Source organism: Candidatus Saccharimonadales bacterium (genome assembly GCA_035945435.1).
Lineage (GTDB): Bacteria > Patescibacteriota > Saccharimonadia > Saccharimonadales > DASZAF01 > DASZAF01.
In genome coordinates, this window is the sequence record DASZAF010000031.1 from 54918 (window position 1) to 73605 (window position 18688).

Genomic DNA, 18688 nt, shown 5'->3' on the forward strand with positions numbered 1-18688 from the left:
GCATAACATACTGGTTATGGTTTAGCATTAGCGGTCGCCAGTTGTGGCGCGGCCTGCTGGTTACTCTGGGCCACGGCGGCCTGGTCGTTACTGACTCTTGGGATCTGCAAGAAGAAGGTACTCCCCTTACCAAGTTCACTCTCAACCCAGATCTGCCCACCACTCTGCTCCATGATTCGTCTGGCGATGTAAAGCCCCAGACCGGTTCCCCCGATCTCTCGGGTGTCTGAGCTGTCGACCCGGTAGAATTTCTGGAAGAGATGTGGGATATCCTCTTTGGCGATACCAAGGCCGGTGTCCTGGACTGAGATAGTAATGTTAGCGTCGTCAGCGTTAACGTCGACCGCCACTCTCCCCTGCTTGGTGTATTTGATGGCATTGTCGATCAAGTTGTTGATGACTTCTCGCAGATGGTCGGGGTCGATGTTGGCATAGTAGACCGGCAGGACCATCTTACCGCCATCGACTGCCTTGCCGAGGGCCGGGATGAACTGGTAGTCGAGCTGCTTCTGAGATGCCTTTGTCTGCTGCCCTTCCCAGAGCTGCTGGATGAGGGCAACGAGATCGATAATCTGCGGGTTATTGGTCAGGCGGCCGTCATCGGCGCGGGAGACAGTCAGCAGATCACCGAAGAGACGCCCCAAGTGGTTGGTGGCTTCATGTGCCTTGGTGATATAGTCGCGGGCTTTATCGTCGATCTGGGCTACTGCAGGGTTGAGAGCCAGCGAGAGGTAACCTTCGATCGTGGCAACTGGAGTGCGCATTTCATGGGCGGCCGTAGAGACGAATTCGGCTTGCTGCCGCTCCTCGGCCCTCTCCTTGGTGATATCACGGAAGATGACGATGACACCATTATTCGTCCCATCCTGATTAGTGATCGGTGCAGCTACGAGCGAGACGAGTAGCTTCTTTTCAGATCGGGTCGTCAGTGTTAGGTCAATTGGTTGTCCAGGCTTGTTGGTGGCTAGGACCTGCTGGACCGGATCACTGCCCGCCATTGCCTTGTCGAGTGCGGTCGTCAGCTTGATGATCGACTTGTAGTCGAGATCGAGTGCTTCCTTCTCATCCCAGCCTGTCATCTGAGCGGCTGCCGGGTTGAAGACTTGAACTCTACCTTGGGTGTCGACAACCATGACACCGTCGGTGATCGACTGGACGATGACTTCGGACTGTGATGAGACGTTGGTGAGACGGTTGGAGAGGTGTGAGATGGTCGCCTCAGCATGGGATGAACTCTTCTCGATGTTCTTGAAGACATTGCGACGATGTGCCGCATAACCTATCAGGAACGGCACCTGAGCGACAGCTAGCAGAACGATCACCCGTTCGGTCGTTCCGAGGAACCAGTGGAGCATGACGGCAAAGACGATGTAAACTGCGTTAGCCATGAACGGCAGGAACATGCCGGCAAAGCCTAGTGGTGCCCCCATGAGTTCAGTCACAAACCAGAGGCCGATGAAGGGCGAAGCAGCCCCACCGGTCGTTCCGACAAGGGTGCCTATTGTTACGAGGACGAGTGGATAGATGTACCATCCCCCAGCTACGCCTTTCTTTGGCTTCAGAAGGCGGAAGATGATTCCAAGAAGTATTGTTACTCCGCCAAGGACCAGGATTGGCATTGGCAGAAGTGAGTTGTTCTGGTGTTTAACGTTCGACAATAAGAGGTAGATAAGAACGATCAGGATGCCCAGAAAAATGGCCATCTCACAAAGACGGCGATACCAGAAGAGACTCGTTGTTGTATTTGAATCGTCCACCCAGTTCCTATCGCGTTTATCCTATTATGGCTGGTCGCCTCAAGAGAAGCAAGTGGTCAAACGCTCTCTCCCCTAGCCTAAACATGAGCATGTTGTGATTTAATATATACATACAGCCAACAAGGAGGACACGATTGTGGTAAACATTAATATTAGCAATTCCGCGCTGACCTGGCTGATCGTGCTAGCCATCTGGGATCTATTCTGGCGAGGCCTGGCTCTATGGCGAGCTGTCAAGCGAGGCGATAAGCCTTGGTTCGTGGTCATGCTTATCATTAACAGTGTCGGTATCTTACCGATTCTCTACCTGCTCTTTACCGAACCAAAGACCAAGAAGAAGAACTAAAAGTTATCTAGATAGAGATCCTGAGGGGTCGAGACGATCTGTGCACGCAGACCCTGCTCGTTAGCGATCAGAATGTGGTTGTCTTCGAGGCGGATCAGCCCCAATTTGACGAACTTGGCCAGCTCACGGTTAACGCTCTCTCGTGTCAGGTTAACCGTTCTGGCCATCCGGTGATTACTTAGTTGCGGCAGCAGGACCCCATCCTCTCTCTTAACACCAAAGCGACGTCCAAGTAGCAAGATTCGGTAAGCCAGGCGCTGACTGGCGTACTGGTATTCGAGGTTGTCGAGCCTCGCCTTATAAACCATCGACTGCCTAACGAGTCGGCAGAGCACCATAAAGGTTGCCTCGGCGTTAGTCGTCAGGAGTTTTTTGAACTTCTCGTCCGGATAGCGCTCTAAAACACAGTCTTCAAGGACCTCAAAGAATGTGCTGACAGTCAGCTTGCCGACGAGCCACTCCATGGCGAAGAACTCGCCCGGCCCGTAGACGACAAAAGAGTTTTTGTCTCCCTTATTGACGGAGAACGCACTGATAAGCCCGCTGACTATTCTGTAACTATAGCCGGAGTGTGCGGGTATCTGTTGAAGCTTTTTGTATTGAATACGTTCCGAGATCTCTGAGAGGCCAGGTATGTTGAAGTCACCGGTATCCTTCCCAAGCTGAGACTGCCACTGGTGGCGCTTCTTATCTGGCATACGGAACCTCCCAGGGTAGCGTTGTAAACAAGATGTACATACATTATACACTCGGAGACAACCCTACTTGGTGATATTCGTCACAATCCGGCGCGTCGTTCTTGGGAGTCGTAGAACTCTATAGACTCCTCTAAGTCTCTGTCGGTGACATCTGGCCAGAGGAGATCAAGGAAACGAACCTCGGCATATGGAGAGTGCCACGGGACAACTTCGGATATCCGACTCACCTTACCAGTCCGGATAATGAGATCGATCGGCTTCTTGATGTCACTCTGCTCGATGATATCATCTCGAGTCACCTCGCTCTCGATGTCCTTAAAGTGATTGACGAGGCGGACGACTTCGTTATCAAGCGACCAACCAACTAGGTAGTGGACAAGGAGCGCACCCTCTCTCTTGGCGGTTGGCAGTTGTTCATATCCAACGCGATGTTTCTCACTGAGTAGCTGGCTACCGGTCACCTCAAAAGTTAAGGGTATGTCGGTATAGTCTTGGACATGAAGAAAGTGACTAAGATACGAATCAACTTGCTCAGAAGGCCTCTTAAGGTTGTTCGTCGTACAGACGAGCACCCAGACCTCTTCAATCCCTTGTCTTTTAAGCCAGGTAAATGACTCTCCTACCTTCCTAGCGCAGCGTTTGTAGGCTTCATCAAAGCCGACTTCATTTTCCTGCGCCCATCGCCTGTTACCGTCTGGGATAATAAGAATATTCACCCAAGAAAACTCCTAAAAACAGGATTCATTGTACAAGAATGGTTAAACAGGGGCAATCGGATAAATATTTCCCCTGCAAAAATCAGTCGGAAAGTTGGTCCGGATGAGCCGGATAAGGGATACGACTCAATATCCTAACGATACGTGGTGGTTTGTACGTCTGCGGGACAGGCAGAGGTGTATCGCGATTGTGTTGGTTATGCCAGTACGCCAGGGCACCGACTGCCTTCACGCCAAGGTGGAGGTGTGGACCTCCGAGTAGCGCGTCAATCCCTCGAAGGTCATCGTCTGTCAGCTGCTCCGGATAGGCCAAGACTGCGGCATGTGCGAGTCGGCTGTGTTCCCATCTCTCAGGGAATGTGGCTCTACTACCAAGCGCAACAGTATATCGTGGGTGGCCGCTGCTGGTCTCCATACCCATAACGTGCAACAAAAAAGCAGGAGCGGTTGCCCCCAGGATGGTCATGGCCTCAAGTCGCGTCCCAATTCGTCTGGTTGCGCTCGCGGCTGCCTTTCTGTCGTAACCCGCCATAATTAGCATAGCCTCAAAGTTAGCGGGCTCTCTGGCGAAGACGACATTGTCGATGACGTCAATCCCAGCAGGCGAAACGAAGCCCTTGAAGCCATCTTCACGGCTGTATCCATCAGGTAGTCCAGGTGGCGGTGATAAGGCTTCAGAAAGGTCTATGAACGGAGCTCGAGCCATGGCAGCTCGCAATGCAACCGCTCTGAAGTCGGTAAGGTATGCTGGCACCGGCTCTCTAAGAGCCGACGGTTCCTCGTAGCTCATTACACATACTATACCATCGTTTTACTAAAAGCGCACGGTGATGAAGGCGTATCTATCGATATGACATAATAGTCAGCATGTGCAGGAGTATCAAACCGCTTTTCAACTTTGACCCACCACCCACTGAAGATGAGGTCCACGACGCAGCGCTACAATTTGTGCGTAAACTGTCTGGGTTTCGTAGCCCTTCCAAGGTAAACGAGCGTATTTTTAATCAAACTGTCGATGACATATCACAGACGACCAGCCACCTACTGAGCCATCTCAAGACCGATGCCAAACCTAAAAATCGCGATGTGGAGACTGCTAAAAAACGAGCGCGGTACGCCACCCCAAATAATTGAAGCTGCAAACTTCTCGGTAACTTAGCAGCCATCAAAAAAGACCCTTCTTTATCAGAAGAGTCCCGTTGGTGAACCACCTCATGTTGAATTGGAACCGTATCTTGCCTGAGATTAGTGAATGGTATGAGATATTAAGACGGTTACCTCAGGAAATACACATCCCCGTGAGAGATGGATCCGGCTTTGACCTGTAAAATATGTCACGTCAGGCTCCTTAATGTATCGTCTATAGCATTTAGCTGTCTCTTCACTTCAGATCTCCTTAGCGCCGTATCGTTAATCGCTTGGGCGGTCTCCCTGACCCATCTACCGAACCATCGTGCTACACGCTGCTGGTGTTGCTCGCAGCGCACACCTTTTGCCTTTGCTTCTTTCCTGACCGCTGTACTTATCAATGGGCACCTTAAACGTAGGCTTGTCTCTTCTCCTATGCCTCCCTCAACTCCTTCAAGCCTCACACTAAGACGGCAACCCTCTCCGCACGGTGGCCTTGATGCTGAAAGCTGGCTATCTACCCTTGTTCGCAGGCCAGGGAAACCTTCTCGCTCTACAAATGAAAGTTGGCGGGTATCAATTATTGCGGATAGCCACAGATGCACACTACTCCCGATCAATTTTGGGCGCATCTTTGCTACTGGATAGTTACTTTGGGGTACTGACTCAAACCGGGTTACTTCGTTGATCATTTCAAGACATTCCGTTTACAAGGAACACCCTACCCCATCATTTAACCCAAGTTGAGTAACCCGTTTTACCTAAGAAAGTTGCGACGTAAGTTCGATCACGGTTTTATCCACTGGCCAGTTAATAAAAGCTTCGACTTCCGCAAGTGTGTTTGGTACTCTCCCATGTTCGTTCAGCCATGTGCTACTACCGTGGATTGTATCCGTCACTATCGATGGCCCAGTGTAGTCGGCATACCAGACAGTCACCATCCGATGAGCCACAAGCTGGCCTTGGTCATAATAACGGATGTTAGCCAGCCCGAGCTCCTTAACGTTTAGAACCGTTTCAAGGTTAATATTGCGTTTATTTAAGATACGTTCAAAGGTACCTTCTAAACTATCCCCTAGCCGGAGCTTACCGAAGGGGAAACCAGTAAACCCGCGAAGCGGTGCTCTTTTAGATTCGTAAAGCAATATACCGTGTTGACCCGAGTGTAACATCACCGACATGCCAGACGTAGGGCGTAGTTTAAGCTTCATATTCTCTAGGGACACGCTGTCTACTAGGAGTCGGCCTTTAGCGGTGAGCCTGTACTTGTCACCTATCTTCTCGACGAGATTCTGCTCCGTCACGTGACGAAGATGATAGTTAAATGAGTTGCCAGTGAGTTCTTTTGGTTTTAGATCTGAATACACACTGGAGTCGTTGATGTAAAGATGATGTAAGATGCTACGTTGAATGTGATTTAGGTTCTCGAGATCTATAACAAAGAGGTCAAGAGGAGTCTTTGAACTTGAGCTGCTGCTTTCCTGAGATGACATAATCTAGCCATATCATAACAGAGTGGCTATGGGAATCGAATTAGTGATGTCTTCGGGAGTTTACATAAAAAGCCTCTGTGAAAATCACAGAGGTTGAAATGCTTATGGTGACCCTATCGGGAGTCGAACCCGAGTTTTCGCCGTGAGAGGGCAATGTCCTAGACCACTAGACGATAGGGCCGTAATCACCTTAAAAACACTGGCAATGGTAGCATAAACAGGGGCGGACGTCTAGCTTAGACGCGTTCCTGAGGAACGTCTTTAGCTCCAGGTTCACGGGGGAATAGCTGACCGATGATCTTGACCAATTTACTAGGCGTAATATTGGCTTTGATAAGATATCCGTCCGCCTGAGCCTGCATGACCGCTCGTGATTCCTCATCTTGGTCAAAGTTGGTCATGATAACGACACGGGCATCACGGACGTTTTCATTGGTGCTCTCACGGATCTCCTTGAGCACCTGCATGCCGTGTTTTATCGGTAGCATGATATCGAGCAGGATAACGTCAAAACGTGTTCTGAAGGCGGTGTCGATGCCCTCCTGGCCAGTCGTCGCGATAGCCACCACGTACCCGGCCTTTTCGAGTGTCCTCGCATACATCTCACTGATGAAGCGGTCATCCTCGATAATAAGTATGGTTTTTGATCCAGCCATGTGAGCCTCGAATTACATCCTTATTGCTATTATCTTCACTTTGCATACGCTTAGCAACCGACGCATAGGTCGGTAACCTGACGCCGAACGTCGCACCCTCACCTTCTTCAGAGCGCACCCAGATTGAGCCGCCATGAGACTCGACGATGGCTTTGCAGAGGTAGAGACCGAGACCCGTACCTGTTATCGTCGAGCTACTTCGGTGTGAACGATAGAACTTCTTAAAGAGCTGGCTGACGACCGATTGTGGTATGCCGATACCAAAGTCCTGGACCGTCGTCTCGATAAAGTCGCCGTCAGTGTAGGCGCTGATAACGATCTCGCCACCCTCGCGGCTGTATTTGATAGCGTTGTCGACGAGGTTGGTGATGACTTCCTGCATACTGCTGATATCGGCAGCAACTTTGGGTAGGTCGGCCGGGACTTTCAACGTCAGCGTACGGTGGTGAGCATGGGCGCGGAGTTCAAGGTCCGGCAAGTAGCCACGTAAGAGCTGTCCCCAGTCCTCTTCCTGAAGATGGAGAAAGAGATGGTTGTGGTCAAAACGGGCGACGTTAAGGATATTGTTGATGTAACCTGCAAGCTGGCTGGCGGAGACATCAAGCCGCTCGATCAACTGCCGCTGATCCGGTTCGAGCTTTGACGATAACTCGTTGGCTAGAACGTCCAGGTAGCCTCGAATAACGGTAATTGGTCCGCGCAGCTCGTGGGCGGCTAAAGCGATGAAGTCCATAGACTCATCGCTGGCGGCATACTCGGCAGTACGGTCGATAACGACAAGTGTTGTCTCGAGTCCATGCTGTTCGTTCTTCATGTAAAGGGCTACGACGTCGAAGATGCGTCTACCTGCCTGACCGGGCTCCTTATCCCCTATCCGCTGCCAGATCCTAATCTCTTGTATCTTGTCTCGCCGGCAGTTATTAACCCAGTCAGTCAGCTTGGCCGTCAGTGGGAAGAGCAGATGAAGACTATCGAAGGTATAGTTGCCATCTTTGAGCGCCGGGAATAGCGAGCGTGAAAGCTCGTTACCGAAGATCAGTCTATCTTCGTGGTTAAAGACCATGACGGCCACCGGTAATCGGGTCAGCAGCGGCAAGGCGATGCTCTGCTGGGCGTTCATCTTATCGAGGCGCTTACTCAGGAGCGGGTCCTTGACCGCTAGCTGGTAGACGGCCTGCACCAATGCTTTGAGACCGCTCTTTTCGGATCGGCGATCGTTAACCTGGGGAGGCGGCATATCGCCCGATTCGCTAGAGACATGCTGGATGGCCTGAGTTATGGTCGAAACGGGCTTGATCAGTTTGGAAACAATCAGAGGGGTTGTGATGACTTCGATAAAGACGATGGCAACGACGGCCAAGATGACCTCGCCCGCTCCGTTGGTCGGGTTGCTGCGTGCGTACATCCAAACCAGCCCGCCACCAACAACTGCGCTGACAAGCTGTTGAAGCAGTAGCTGTGCTGTCGCGACGGTCCGAAAGTAGTTAAGAAATCGCCCAATCATATGCTTGTTTTGTCATGTGCTGGTATGACCGCTTTAAACCAGTCACCATGCCCACTCTTACTCATCGTGCCTGCCGATATTATAGGCTATTTACCTAAGGATAACCATTTCTAGAGTGCTTTCAGGCGATCAAGAGTTCTCTCTTTTCCAATAACATGGAGAGTTTCGAATAATCCTGGTGCAACCGTAGAACCTGTCACCCCCATACGGATAACCTTGAAAAGCGCACCCGGCTTGGTGGCAAGTCTGTCGACCAGCCCTCTCATTCGTTGTTCAAGGTCCGCTTCGCTGAAATCGCTCTCCCCTAATTCGGCAATAGTTGCTTCTACAAACTTCCTGGCAGCTGTCTCGTCAGTCTGGCTGTCCGTCAACTTCTCGATGTCAATCTTTGGGTCACTGAAGAAGTAGCCCGTCAGTTCTGGCAGCTCGCTCAGGAACTTAAGGCGTTCGTGGAAGAGCTCGAGTACAGCCCGCCTATAGTTGTCGTCATACGCTTTGGCCGATTCGGGCCAGAACTTCTCTGAGAGCCTGTAAAGTTCGTCAAGCGAGAGCTTGCGAATATAGTGGCCGTTGAACCAGACAAGTCGTCTCTCATCGAATATGCCGCCGCTCTTCTGGACTCGATCTAGGCTAAACTTTTCAATGAGCTCCTGTCTGCTATAGATCTCTTGGTCGGTTCCGTCGTTCCAGCCGATAAGGGCCAGGAAGTTGACAATCGCATCTGGTAGAAAGCCCATTTCTCGGTATTCGAGCACAGGCTTGGCGCCGTGGCGCTTGCTCAATTTACGCCGGCCCGTCTCGTCCATTACCTGTGGCGCCGTGGCGTTCACCGGTGAGTCCCAGTTGAGGATTTCGTGTGTGGCTAAGAACTTGGGGATACTTGAGAGAAACTCCTGGCTGCGTAGAATGTGCGTGATCTTCATCTCGTGGTCATCGACAATATGCGCGAAGTTATAGGTTGGGAAACCGTCCGCTTTGATGATGATAAAGTCATCAATCATCTCCGGGCCCATAGAGACCTTGCCCATAATGGCGTCATCCCAGCTCCAGTCCTTCGGCTCCAACTTGACCCGCAGTGCTTGTGAACCGTCCCATTTCGGTGGTGACTCTGGGCGATGATCTCGATACAAGAACGGTCGCTTCTCCACCTGTGCTTTCTCTCTAAACGCCTGAAGCTCCTCGGGCGTGTAAGGATCGGCATAAGCCAGGCCCTTCGCAATCAATTCTTCGGCCACTTGCTTATACTTTTCGAGGCGCTGTGACTGTAGGTATGGAGCGTATGGACCACCAACATCGGGTCCTTCCTGCCATTCGAGCCCGAGCCATCTAAGTGTTTCTTTTATGTTCCCTACCCCACCTTCAACCTCACGTTTCTGATCGGTATCTTCAATGCGAAGAATAAACTGTCCGTTGCTCTGTTGAGCTAGCAGCCAACTGAATAACGCTGTTCGAACGACTCCACTATGGAGTGCTCCTGTTGGGCTGGGGGCAAAACGTGTACGCATATTGTCCCAAGTATGACCTACTGGCCACCCTTAAAGCAAGATAGCTGCCCTGGCTATTCCTGGATGTAGTTGAGAACGGTGTCGGCAACTGCCTCGGGTTGCGGCGAACTGTCAATCAAAATAACTCTGTGACGCCGACAAAACTCTTGGAAACGCTGATTCCATGCGAGTAGTTTCTGCAACTCTTTTGAGCCGTCCGACCATCTATTGGGATTACGTTGCCTGAGTCTTTTCGTGAGTGTCTCGTCGTCGACATGTAGGCCGAAACATCGCTCAAATGAGCCGAAAAAATCCCGGTCATTCTCTGCCCCACCACAGAAAAAAGCGATCTCATTGCCCACTTCTGCTAGGAGTTCTTTCATCTTGTCGGTGTCCCATACGCGTCTATGGGATAGCGCCCAGTCATGCTGGTAAGGGTGTTCGGGCACCTTTGCTATCTGCCTGCTACTTCTAAGGTCTGTCCAGTCAATGAGACGATCTACAAAATCTAAGTCCGTGACATGAAAACCACGTCGTTTAAGTTCTCGCCCGACAGTCGTTTTGCCTGAGCCTGCCGGTCCAAGAATTAGATATGCACGCATAACTTACATACTAGTTGCGATATTGAGGATCTGATCACTAGAGAGGTTGGCATTACCGGCTACGCTGTAAAAGATGCCGCCGTTAACCCAGGCAGCGTCTCCATTATAGATATAGATTGTCAGCCCTTCATCTTGATAGGTCATGTAGTTAGAGCTCTGTTTGGTAACATAGTTCTGCAAAAGAGCCTGTGTATCCCAAGTCGACTGACGCTGCGTCAAAGTATATGCCGTCGCCGGTGCCGCGTTCGAGCCGTATTTCAATTGAATCTCACCAGCGGTATAAGCTACTGGGCCGGTCAGACTATAACCAGATGGTTTGTAGGCTGGCATGGTGGCTGAGAAGCCGGCTCTATTTGCAGCAATACGTAGCGAGATGTTAGGGATATTGAGATAGACAAGGTAGCCAACAAAGAGCAAGACAGCCAACGCACCCGTGGCTGCTGAGAGAAGCTTCGGCTGCTTGGCAAAGAACTGTTTAACGCGGTGTTCGTGTCTGTCGGCCTTATGATGGCTGCCGTGTATCGTCTCAGGTTGCGACTTGGAGTGGTCAGCCAACATATGCTCCAGCTTCTCGGACATTGCCTGTGAACCTTCAGCGCTATGCGGCTGGATAGCCACGTCCTGGGCGACTGCGGCAGGAGTCAACTGCGTTAGAGCAGCAGACTTCTCGACGGCTTCATCTTTAATGGGCTCAGGAGCAACCGGTTCTTCTTTTTTGGTGGCAAAGTGGTTGATCGCCTGATGCCGTGGTATGTTGGCAGCCCTGTTGAGATGAGATGGAGCTCTGTGAGCTACGATGTCGTTAACTGGGCCTGCCGATGGCGCAACGGCTCTGTGCTGAACTCCTTTGTAGAGTGCATGAGTTCGTTCGGGCTGCCGGTGGATAGATCGCGCCTGAACGTCAGCAAAGGGAGCGGTTGCTTGCTGGTGATGAGCGGCGTGATGAGTAGGCGGGACTTGGTGTGCATGATGAGTAGAAGCCGAAACTGAGGCTGACGGTCGGTTGACCGGAGTAGCTGGTCTCACTATGTCACTGACGACACGTGTCGGTTGCGCGGCAGGTGAAATCTTCACCTCTTGAGAAGGTGTCTTTGGAACCCTATGGTGTACTACTGGGAGCCCCGTCACCGCATCGTATGTTTTGCCATTGATAACAAGGGCGTTTTGTTGTTTTTGCTTCATATTCTATCTAAATTATGCCCCAACTCTACACATCCGAGTTACGCGCTTACGCTAGTCCTATGGTAATCGAGAAACGTGTCTGCATGCAAGTCTTTTTGCGTTATACTGTGTAGAAGATAGCCGACCGAAGTCTGAATATAAATAGGACTGAAAATATAAAGTAAGGATATTCCCTCACATGCCTACATTCAGACCCACGCTCAGGGTCAATCTTGAATCGAAGCGCGTTCAGATGGCTGTTCGCTTCTTCACCTATGGTCTGATGACGGCCGTAACGGTTGTCTTAAGTGCCATCGTTCTTCTGCTGGCGCTTGGTTACCGCTTCAATCGCGATACGTTGACGTTCGTAAGAGACGGGCTGGTCCAGCTCTCGACAGCACCCGTTAATGCCAACTATGTCTTCAATGGCGGTAAGTTGCATATGGGATCGGCACCGGCTCGACTAACCCTTAATTCAGGGCTCTACCATATACAGCTTAGCTATCCTGGCTATAGACCGTGGTCAAAGGACCTGACCGTTATCGCCGGCCATGTCCATTGGATAACGTACCCCCGTCTCATACCGATCAGCCTTCACCCATCCCAACTCAAGAAATTTGATCAACTCTCATTTGCCGAGGTTTCGCCAAACGGACAGTGGCTGCTGCTCTACTTCGACCAGGGACCCAATAATAAGAATCAGATTGAGCTAGTTGATCTGAGCAATCCGAAGAAGCTGGTCTACTCTACCCTCACGCTGCCTGCCCAGACGCTGACACAACAGTCGGGACCAGTGCCCGGAGATCTGTCGTTCCTCGAATGGTCACTCGACTCTCAGCATGTCCTTTTGAAATACACTGCAGGTACTACGGCGGACTTTCTCTCGCTCGACATCACTGATCCTTCGGCTGTCGTCAACCTGACGCAGCTCTTCCAGTTGCCGATTGCAGAGGTGCACTATAGCGGAAGCGACCCGAACACGATCTATGCCTTAACGTCAGACAATGTCCTGAGGAGCCTGAATGTCTCATCAGATGAGGTAACCGGTGCCCTGCTTGACGGTATCCGGCAGTTTCAGGTCTACGGCAGTGACGAGATTGTCTACGATCGGACCTTTTCGGCCAACGGTTCAGCTGGCTCGCAGCCTGTCCAACAGACGGGACTGCTAATCGGCGGCACGAAGACGATTGTCGAGACCCTCCCGGCTACCCATAATGTCTTCGTCGACTACAACGAATTTGATAATCACAGCTATTTCGTTGTCTCGGATGCCACCACCCATACGGTGACTGTCTGGCAGGACCCGCAGAACCCTGCTACCACTCAGCCTTTCCTGACAATCAACGATATCGCTCCGCAGTACGTTGACTTTGATGCAGCTGGTCGGTTCCTGTTGCTCCAGCAAGGTGGCCACCTTATCGTCTATGACTTCTATGAGAGCCAAAAGTTTGATTACAACCTGCCATTCTCGCTACCGGCAGCTCAAGACGTCTACTGGATCGACGACTTCCACCTGGCCGCAGCTATCGACGGTCAGCTAGAGATGTGGGAGTTTGATGGCACGAACTACGAAGAGATGATTCCTTCTTCCTCAAGTCTCTACGAAGAGTCGATACTCGATAACGGCAACGACATGCTCTATAGCTTCTCTACCCCATCAAAGAGCAAGCCTGGGAACATCGGTTTCTACCAGACGAACCTGAAATTACATTAGAAGATATTTGTCAGCCGGTTAAGAAGCGTTGGAGCATTTGCTCCCGGTAACGTCCCTGACTTATTCTGGGTACTGTTTTTTTGTGGAATCGCCTGTGCGGCTGTAGACGGGTCTGGGCTGATCTGCTTGGCCTGAACGATCAGTCGGTTTAGCGAAGTTCCTGGCGGCGTGCAGGTGATCAGGGAGAGCGTAGGTGTCGATGGGCTGGTGTCGATCAGTGAGAAGTCGTTCGGCGAGACAACTGCTTTGTTATAGACCTGATAGACATAGCGAGTTCCCTGGTAGTTCAACTCGACGACATCACCGTTATCGAGGTCACTAAGCAGGACAAACGCGAACTTGTAGTTACCTGGTGCATAGATTTCGTTGCTGGAGTGGCCGACAATGACGTCGTTGCCTATCTGACCCGGATACGTCGTCGTGCCGTAGTGGACAACCCCGTTTTCAAGGCCGTTTTCGATGTCGGTGTTGTCATATGAAGTGATACCGTAGACAACTGGCACGTCGACCCCGATCTTCGGGATGATGATCTCGGGGTTTGGTCCGATGTCGGCAGCGGTTGTCGGGTCAATGATTATAGAGCCACCCTGGTCTGTTTTGGTGCCCGGGCTGACGTAATACTCGAACTCGGCAGCAATAACGCTGTTGAACTGGACAAGCAAGAAGAGCAACCCCACCACAAGTCCACTAACTAGTGGTTTGAAATGTGGACTACGACGAACTTTTTTGGCTCTCTCTTCGACGTCCTTTCTTAGTCGCGACTTTATCTTTTTAAGATCCTCTTCTTCCTGTTCGGCTTTACCGGTGACCGTTTCAGTTGGCTGATGGATAGGTGTCTCTTTGGCTGGACTTGCCTGTCCGACCTCTTGCTGCTTCTGGGCGTGTAGCTGGTGTAGATAGTAGCGCTGGTAGTACTGCTGATAGTAGCTCTGCCAGGCGTTGTGGTACGTCTGCCAGTCGGGTTGTGGTGGCTGCGGCGGTTCTTCCCGATAGGTCTGCTGGTAGGTCGGAGGAATGGTTTGAGCTGAGGGCTGGACCTGTGGTTGCACGGGAGTAGCTCCGCTCTTCTGATCGCTCTCATCGTAGATCTGAGCAATCTGTTTGCGGATTAAGTCAGTAGCCTCGTCCTGGTGCGGTTGCGGATGGGGCGTATCACGGGGTGGTATGTGGAGTGGCCTGTCCATGAAGTTACCCTGTTTCTTCTTTCATTAGTGTACAATCATAGAGGTTATTTCTCAATTTGCCGGAGTGGTGGAATTGGCAGACACGCGGGACTCAAAATCCCGTGAGGGCGACCTCGTGAGAGTTCAAGTCTCTCCTCCGGCACCATTTTGACATTATGCTTGATGACCGTTACCCGCAATCGCTAACCTCCCTGATGTGGCGGCTAATCGTTGGGCCATGTCGCGCCTGAACGACCTCATCAACTCTGTCATAGAGGCTTTTGTGTAGCCACCTTCGCCCCTTGTAGCAGATATGAGTATCCGAAGTGCCCTTAGGGCCGTATCTCTGTCTGTTGTACCAACGCACTCTTTAATGCCCCACGAAGTTATCTCCGGTATATAACCGCTGCCGCGAGTTCGTACACTGATACCTAGGGGCTTACTCCACTTATCTGAAGCTGCCCGTCTTCTACTTGGTTTCAATACTTGGCCCCCACCAAGGCTACCCCTAAACCTTGGTTCTCTGGGCGGGCGGTCTCTTACAAAGCTGACAGCAAGGCCGTTCTCAGCCTGGATCTTAGCGCGCAGAACCCAGCCATTATCTCGGGCATGATGGAGACCGCTTGGTAGAGTAACTTGTGAGCTAACCAGAAGTTGTGCGACTGGGTCTAGCCCGCTTACGTTTTGTATCGCTTCTGCGTGTAAGCCAACGACAGAGACGTCCCAATTTTCGCGTAATCTACCTCCGTTATCAAGATCTTCCGATCTAGACATAGCACCAGGGTATGCAGAGCGGTCTTGACGTTCAGTAGAGTTGAGAGCGACATACCTCGCGTGTCCAGACCTATCATGCGGTGCTCTGAGGTTGATGGCTAATATTGCAAAGAGCTCTGGAGTAAGACCTAAAAGAGCCGCCTTGGCCTCGTCGTGCGGTGTCTTCTGCCAGGCATGTAAGACACGCTCAGCAACTCCGGCTACTGCCAGTGAATAGCCACGGGTGTGCTCACTGGTGATCGGACCTCGTCTGGCTAACTGACTATAGATTGGGAGGGCCGCCAGGGCGAGTTCATAACGAAACGGCCGATCGGCGAATCTGGGTTCACCTGCCGTATTCGGACCATGCGTAGAAAATAGGCGTTGAGCTTCTGTTAAGTGCGCCTCGACCTTACCAGCGGCTTCAGCTGTGCCGCCATCGATTGAACCACCATGAGCTCCGTACCAGAAAGCCGTTTCGACCTGTGGCCAACCAGCCATGGCCCTGTCGGCGGCATATGGGGAATCCACTAGAGCTCCACCTATTCTGTGCAGCTGTCTAAGATCAATCGGAGCAGATGGCCCAGATAAAAAGTAGTGTTTCGACTTGTCGCCTTGCCGAACCCAGTCTTCGTGACGTTCGGGATCGGACATGTCTGCGTGCACCATGATTACTAATCGTGGGGCAGGTCACCTCATAGAGTTTGTGAGTACTTCAAAAGCCTTGGTAGGCTGCTGGAGTAGTCCAACGCATGCGGTCGCTGCCCTCGCGCCTTTTACTAACACAAGGCTGTCGCCGCACGGTGTGGTACTTACCTTGCCGTTGCTCGCAACGACCAAGTGTTGTTGATGCAACGTTATTATATGACACCTATACGTGATTGTAAACTTATGCAATGTATCGACAAGTTGCGCAAGCTGCATACTGAAAAGTAGCAGTTTTGGGAAGTGAACTGTCTGAAAGATCTTCTGAAGCTGCCCAAAAGTAACCATGACACAGAGATTTGACGAGTTGAGCCATTCGCCTGCTTCCAGCCGGGCAATATCGACCGCATCGCGAGTAATGAGAGTCGGTATGTCTAACTTTAGCAGCTCGACCATGACTACGGCGGTTTCGGAGTTTCTGCCGGTGTCGCCAATGAGCAGAATCCCGTTGGCCCAACTAGCATAGGCTTTGATATCACCAAGTGCCTCTTTGCTAATCCCCCCGTTGGGCGTACTCGATACGAATAGGCACTCAAATGGCGCGCTCTTGATATGGCGCTTAAGGGCATCGGGCAGGACGACACGACACTCCCCCACTCCAGATCGTAGTGCGGCTTCATAGGCTTGCATAACGGCCCCCATGCCGTGAACGTTACCGCCGACAATCAAGAGCCTCCCGGCTAGCGACTTCTGTTCGGGTCTGTTCCACTCGATCTCGGGGAACAGAGGCCTATCTGTCACCTGCTTGTGCCAGTACGTCATCGCATCCGGTGTCACGCGTGGTGTCCTATGCGTCTTTAACGATTGCCCTGAGACGATCGAGATTAGCTTTATCTGGGCCCTTGCCTTCAAGTCCTGGTACTTCGAGGATACCAGGGATCGTTTTGAGCTTCGGGTGGGTCAAGATAGCTTTAAAGCCGTCGCGGCCGATGTAGCCGTCACCGATATTCTCGTGCCGGTCACGGTGCGTATCGAAGTCGGCTTTCGAGTCGTTGATATGCATAACGACGAGGTGCTCGAGGCCAATAAGACGATCAAAATCGTCGAGCATCTTGTCGCAGCCAGCCTTAGTCCTGAAGTCTATCCCGGAAGTAAACATATGGGCGGTATCAAGACAGAACTTGATCCGAGGATGCCTGCCTGTACGCTTAAAGATTTCGGCTAGTTCCTCAAAGCTGTTGCCCATATTGCCACCAGCGCCGGCTGAGTTTTCGAGGACTGCGTAACAGCTTCCACCCTTGTCTATCTCAACCGCTTCAAGAAGCCCGTCAGCAAGGGCCTGAACGCGCGAGTCGAAGCCGTCTCCTTTGTGTGAACCAAGATGAGTCACCACGCCGATACAACCGAGTGTTGTCCCAGTCGTCAGCATATTGCCAAGCCCGTCGATGGACTTTCGTCGTAAGGCTTCGTCGGTCGTTCCGTAGCTTGTTAGATAGAGCATGTGGATGAACGGAATCATGTTCTGCTCCTTGCAGGCCGCCTGAAAACGCTCACCTTCTTCCTTGGTGTAGACTTTCTGCTGCCAGCCTCGCGGATTGCCGGCAAAGAACTGGACGGCATCGCAACCGATATCCCGAGCTCGCTTCGGAAGGCCGGGCAGATCACCGGCGGTTGAAAGATGGGCACCGAATAACATATCCGTATTATACGGTTAGACGATCAGATAGCCAAAATCTCAGTTGAGGATCGTTTTTGGGTATGGTCCCTCTTTGAGTATGCTGTGGACCATATTCCATTCTGACGGGTCGTGGAACTTGGTCATTCGCCAGTACCACCATTCACTGCCCCATAAGTACATGGTATGGATACCCGCTCCGTAACTGTACTGAACGTTCTGTTCAATCCCTTGAGCCGTCATGCTCTGAGCTTGCTGGGCGCTCGTCATATCGATCGTACCGACTGGCCCCCACGGCTCAGCCTGGAGTTCGTGAGTAAAGACCGATACGTGGAAGAGAAGCTCCAGAACACCAGCCCGATATGAATCCCACAGTGTCGGGACAAAGCTGTATGAGAAATACGTGTGGATGATGCCAAACTTGGCATACACCTTGCGGTAGATTGAGAATCCAACTTCGTCGCCAATCGGGCCAAAGAGCGGAATTCCGGACTGGTTGCTGGCGTTGAGAATGAGCGGATGCTTCGAGTCGATGGCTTTAACTGCTGCTACCTCGGTCTTCAAGAAGCCTCTATTGAATGACGGACAGAACGGGCTAAATAATCTGTTGGCGACCTCGTTTTCGAGCTGATAGCTCTGCAGAGCCGGATTATTCTTATAGCGGTCGACGACGACCTTTAGAAAACTGAGCACCTGCTGGTTCTGTTCGGAAGTTGGCAGATTGACCGCCCAGCCGGGGTCGTGACACTCAGGCCACCTAGGCTGTCGGCGGCCAATCGATAAGCTGACTTTGGCGCCATACGCCTGAGCTTCGTTCATCTGCCAATCAAGATCAGTGAAGTTATACTGACCTTTCAAGGGTTCGACATCGTTCCAGTAACTCATCAACCGGAAGTTCTTAAAGCCCATCTTAAGGAGTGCTAAGTAGTTGGCTCTCCAGTCAAGCCCAAGTGACTCTGAGTAGTCTTCCGAGAATGAGACACCTAAAACGAATGGATCATTTCGGTGTTTATGCTGATACCAGACACCTATCGAGATGGCTAAGATCAACCAGGCAACGATCACTCCGAGTAGTATAATGAGGATGCGTTTATAATTGCGTTTGAACCAATGGCCAAGACTCTTCAGCAACGTAACAATTCGGTCGAGTGGTTTAGCGGTCTGTTTTTTCTTTTGCATATACCCGAACTATA

General features: G+C 51.5%; 17 protein-coding genes and 2 tRNA genes. 3 read left to right on the plus strand and 16 right to left on the minus strand.

Features of this window, described 5'->3' with window-relative positions; genetic code table 11:
• Positions 1-14 precede the first annotated feature (14 nt).
• Positions 15-1757, minus strand: a complete 1743-nt coding sequence (locus VGS28_04655) for an ATP-binding protein (protein HEV2413061.1) — start codon at positions 1755-1757, stop codon at positions 15-17.
• A 136-nt stretch (positions 1758-1893) separates the two neighbouring features.
• Here VGS28_04655 and VGS28_04660 point away from each other — a divergent pair, with 136 nt between their 5' ends.
• Positions 1894-2103: a DUF5652 family protein gene (locus VGS28_04660; protein ID HEV2413062.1), complete on the plus strand. Its 210-nt coding sequence runs from the start codon at positions 1894-1896 to the stop codon at positions 2101-2103.
• Here VGS28_04660 and VGS28_04665 read toward each other — a convergent pair.
• The 10 genes from VGS28_04665 to VGS28_04710 all read right to left on the minus strand — a co-directional run bounded on the left by VGS28_04665 (position 2100) and on the right by VGS28_04710 (position 11566).
• Positions 2100-2801, minus strand: a complete 702-nt coding sequence (locus tag VGS28_04665) for a Crp/Fnr family transcriptional regulator (protein ID HEV2413063.1) — start codon at positions 2799-2801, stop codon at positions 2100-2102. The two genes, VGS28_04660 and VGS28_04665, sit on opposite strands and share 4 nt — an antisense overlap.
• 80 nt (positions 2802-2881) lie before the next feature.
• Positions 2882-3517 carry an undecaprenyl diphosphate synthase family protein gene (locus tag VGS28_04670; protein HEV2413064.1) on the minus strand — a complete coding sequence of 212 codons (636 nt, stop codon included), beginning with the start codon at positions 3515-3517 and terminating at the stop codon, positions 2882-2884.
• An 82-nt stretch (positions 3518-3599) separates the two neighbouring features.
• Positions 3600-4307 carry a hypothetical protein gene (locus VGS28_04675; protein ID HEV2413065.1) on the minus strand — a complete coding sequence of 236 codons (708 nt, stop codon included), beginning with the start codon at positions 4305-4307 and terminating at the stop codon, positions 3600-3602.
• Positions 4308-5406: 1099 nt separating this feature from the next.
• Positions 5407-6138 carry a hypothetical protein gene (locus VGS28_04680; protein ID HEV2413066.1) on the minus strand — a complete coding sequence of 244 codons (732 nt, stop codon included), beginning with the start codon at positions 6136-6138 and terminating at the stop codon, positions 5407-5409.
• 105 nt (positions 6139-6243) lie between these two features.
• Positions 6244-6319 (minus strand) — tRNA-Glu (locus tag VGS28_04685).
• A gap of 55 nt (positions 6320-6374) precedes the next feature.
• Positions 6375-6794 (minus strand): response regulator, encoded by a 420-nt coding sequence (locus VGS28_04690; protein ID HEV2413067.1) that lies wholly within the window; start codon positions 6792-6794, stop codon positions 6375-6377.
• On the minus strand, positions 6757-8298 hold the full coding sequence (locus VGS28_04695) for a HAMP domain-containing sensor histidine kinase (protein HEV2413068.1): 1542 nt from the start codon (positions 8296-8298) through the stop codon (positions 6757-6759). Before VGS28_04695 ends, VGS28_04690 begins: the two co-directional genes overlap by 38 nt.
• Positions 8299-8408: 110 nt before the next feature.
• Positions 8409-9803: a glutamate--tRNA ligase gene (gltX, locus tag VGS28_04700; protein ID HEV2413069.1), complete on the minus strand. Its 1395-nt coding sequence runs from the start codon at positions 9801-9803 to the stop codon at positions 8409-8411.
• 53 nt (positions 9804-9856) lie between these two features.
• Positions 9857-10384, minus strand: a complete 528-nt coding sequence (locus VGS28_04705; GenBank protein ID HEV2413070.1) for an AAA family ATPase — start codon at positions 10382-10384, stop codon at positions 9857-9859.
• A 3-nt stretch (positions 10385-10387) separates the two neighbouring features.
• Positions 10388-11566, minus strand: a complete 1179-nt coding sequence (locus tag VGS28_04710) for a hypothetical protein (GenBank protein HEV2413071.1) — start codon at positions 11564-11566, stop codon at positions 10388-10390.
• A gap of 178 nt (positions 11567-11744) precedes the next feature.
• Here VGS28_04710 and VGS28_04715 point away from each other — a divergent pair, with 178 nt between their 5' ends.
• Positions 11745-13259: a PEGA domain-containing protein gene (locus VGS28_04715; GenBank protein HEV2413072.1), complete on the plus strand. Its 1515-nt coding sequence runs from the start codon at positions 11745-11747 to the stop codon at positions 13257-13259.
• Here the strand turns inward: VGS28_04715 and VGS28_04720 are convergent.
• Positions 13256-14443, minus strand: a complete 1188-nt coding sequence (locus VGS28_04720; GenBank protein HEV2413073.1) for a sortase — start codon at positions 14441-14443, stop codon at positions 13256-13258. The two genes, VGS28_04715 and VGS28_04720, sit on opposite strands and share 4 nt — an antisense overlap.
• 58 nt (positions 14444-14501) lie before the next feature.
• On the opposite strand from VGS28_04720, the gene VGS28_04725 reads away from it, so the two are divergent.
• Positions 14502-14588, plus strand: a tRNA-Leu gene (locus tag VGS28_04725).
• An 8-nt stretch (positions 14589-14596) separates the two neighbouring features.
• Here the strand turns inward: VGS28_04725 and VGS28_04730 are convergent.
• Genes VGS28_04730 through VGS28_04745 form a run of 4 tightly spaced genes read right to left on the minus strand, consistent with a single transcriptional unit; the run spans position 14597 to position 18674 of the window.
• Positions 14597-15844 carry a hypothetical protein gene (locus VGS28_04730; protein HEV2413074.1) on the minus strand — a complete coding sequence of 416 codons (1248 nt, stop codon included), beginning with the start codon at positions 15842-15844 and terminating at the stop codon, positions 14597-14599.
• Positions 15845-15865: 21 nt separating this feature from the next.
• Positions 15866-16642, minus strand: a complete 777-nt coding sequence (locus VGS28_04735; GenBank protein HEV2413075.1) for a hypothetical protein — start codon at positions 16640-16642, stop codon at positions 15866-15868.
• A gap of 25 nt (positions 16643-16667) precedes the next feature.
• The gene (locus VGS28_04740) at positions 16668-17516 is read right to left on the minus strand and encodes a deoxyribonuclease IV (GenBank protein HEV2413076.1); all 849 of its coding nucleotides are present in this window, start codon (positions 17514-17516) and stop codon (positions 16668-16670) included.
• Between the two features lie 39 nt (positions 17517-17555).
• Positions 17556-18674: a hypothetical protein gene (locus tag VGS28_04745; GenBank protein HEV2413077.1), complete on the minus strand. Its 1119-nt coding sequence runs from the start codon at positions 18672-18674 to the stop codon at positions 17556-17558.
• Positions 18675-18688: the final 14 nt, after the last annotated feature.

Excerpts from the sequence above, each read along its gene's own strand:
- VGS28_04710 (HEV2413071.1), bottom strand. The coding sequence starts at position 11,566 with ATGAAGCAAAAACAACAAAACGCCCTTGTTATCAATGGCAAAACATAC.
- VGS28_04720 (HEV2413073.1), bottom strand. The coding sequence starts at position 14,443 with ATGGACAGGCCACTCCACATACCACCCCGTGATACGCCCCATCCGCAA.
- VGS28_04745 (HEV2413077.1), bottom strand. The coding sequence starts at position 18,674 with ATGCAAAAGAAAAAACAGACCGCTAAACCACTCGACCGAATTGTTACG.
- gltX (HEV2413069.1), bottom strand. The coding sequence starts at position 9,803 with ATGCGTACACGTTTTGCCCCCAGCCCAACAGGAGCACTCCATAGTGGA.
- VGS28_04705 (HEV2413070.1), bottom strand. The coding sequence starts at position 10,384 with ATGCGTGCATATCTAATTCTTGGACCGGCAGGCTCAGGCAAAACGACT.
- VGS28_04690 (HEV2413067.1), bottom strand. The coding sequence starts at position 6,794 with ATGGCTGGATCAAAAACCATACTTATTATCGAGGATGACCGCTTCATC.
- VGS28_04680 (HEV2413066.1), bottom strand. The coding sequence starts at position 6,138 with ATGTCATCTCAGGAAAGCAGCAGCTCAAGTTCAAAGACTCCTCTTGAC.
- VGS28_04675 (HEV2413065.1), bottom strand. The coding sequence starts at position 4,307 with ATGAGCTACGAGGAACCGTCGGCTCTTAGAGAGCCGGTGCCAGCATAC.
- VGS28_04695 (HEV2413068.1), bottom strand. The coding sequence starts at position 8,298 with ATGATTGGGCGATTTCTTAACTACTTTCGGACCGTCGCGACAGCACAG.
- VGS28_04740 (HEV2413076.1), bottom strand. The coding sequence starts at position 17,516 with ATGTTATTCGGTGCCCATCTTTCAACCGCCGGTGATCTGCCCGGCCTT.
- VGS28_04735 (HEV2413075.1), bottom strand. The coding sequence starts at position 16,642 with ATGACGTACTGGCACAAGCAGGTGACAGATAGGCCTCTGTTCCCCGAG.
- VGS28_04665 (HEV2413063.1), bottom strand. The coding sequence starts at position 2,801 with ATGCCAGATAAGAAGCGCCACCAGTGGCAGTCTCAGCTTGGGAAGGAT.
- VGS28_04730 (HEV2413074.1), bottom strand. The coding sequence starts at position 15,844 with ATGGTGCACGCAGACATGTCCGATCCCGAACGTCACGAAGACTGGGTT.
- VGS28_04715 (HEV2413072.1), top strand. The coding sequence starts at position 11,745 with ATGCCTACATTCAGACCCACGCTCAGGGTCAATCTTGAATCGAAGCGC.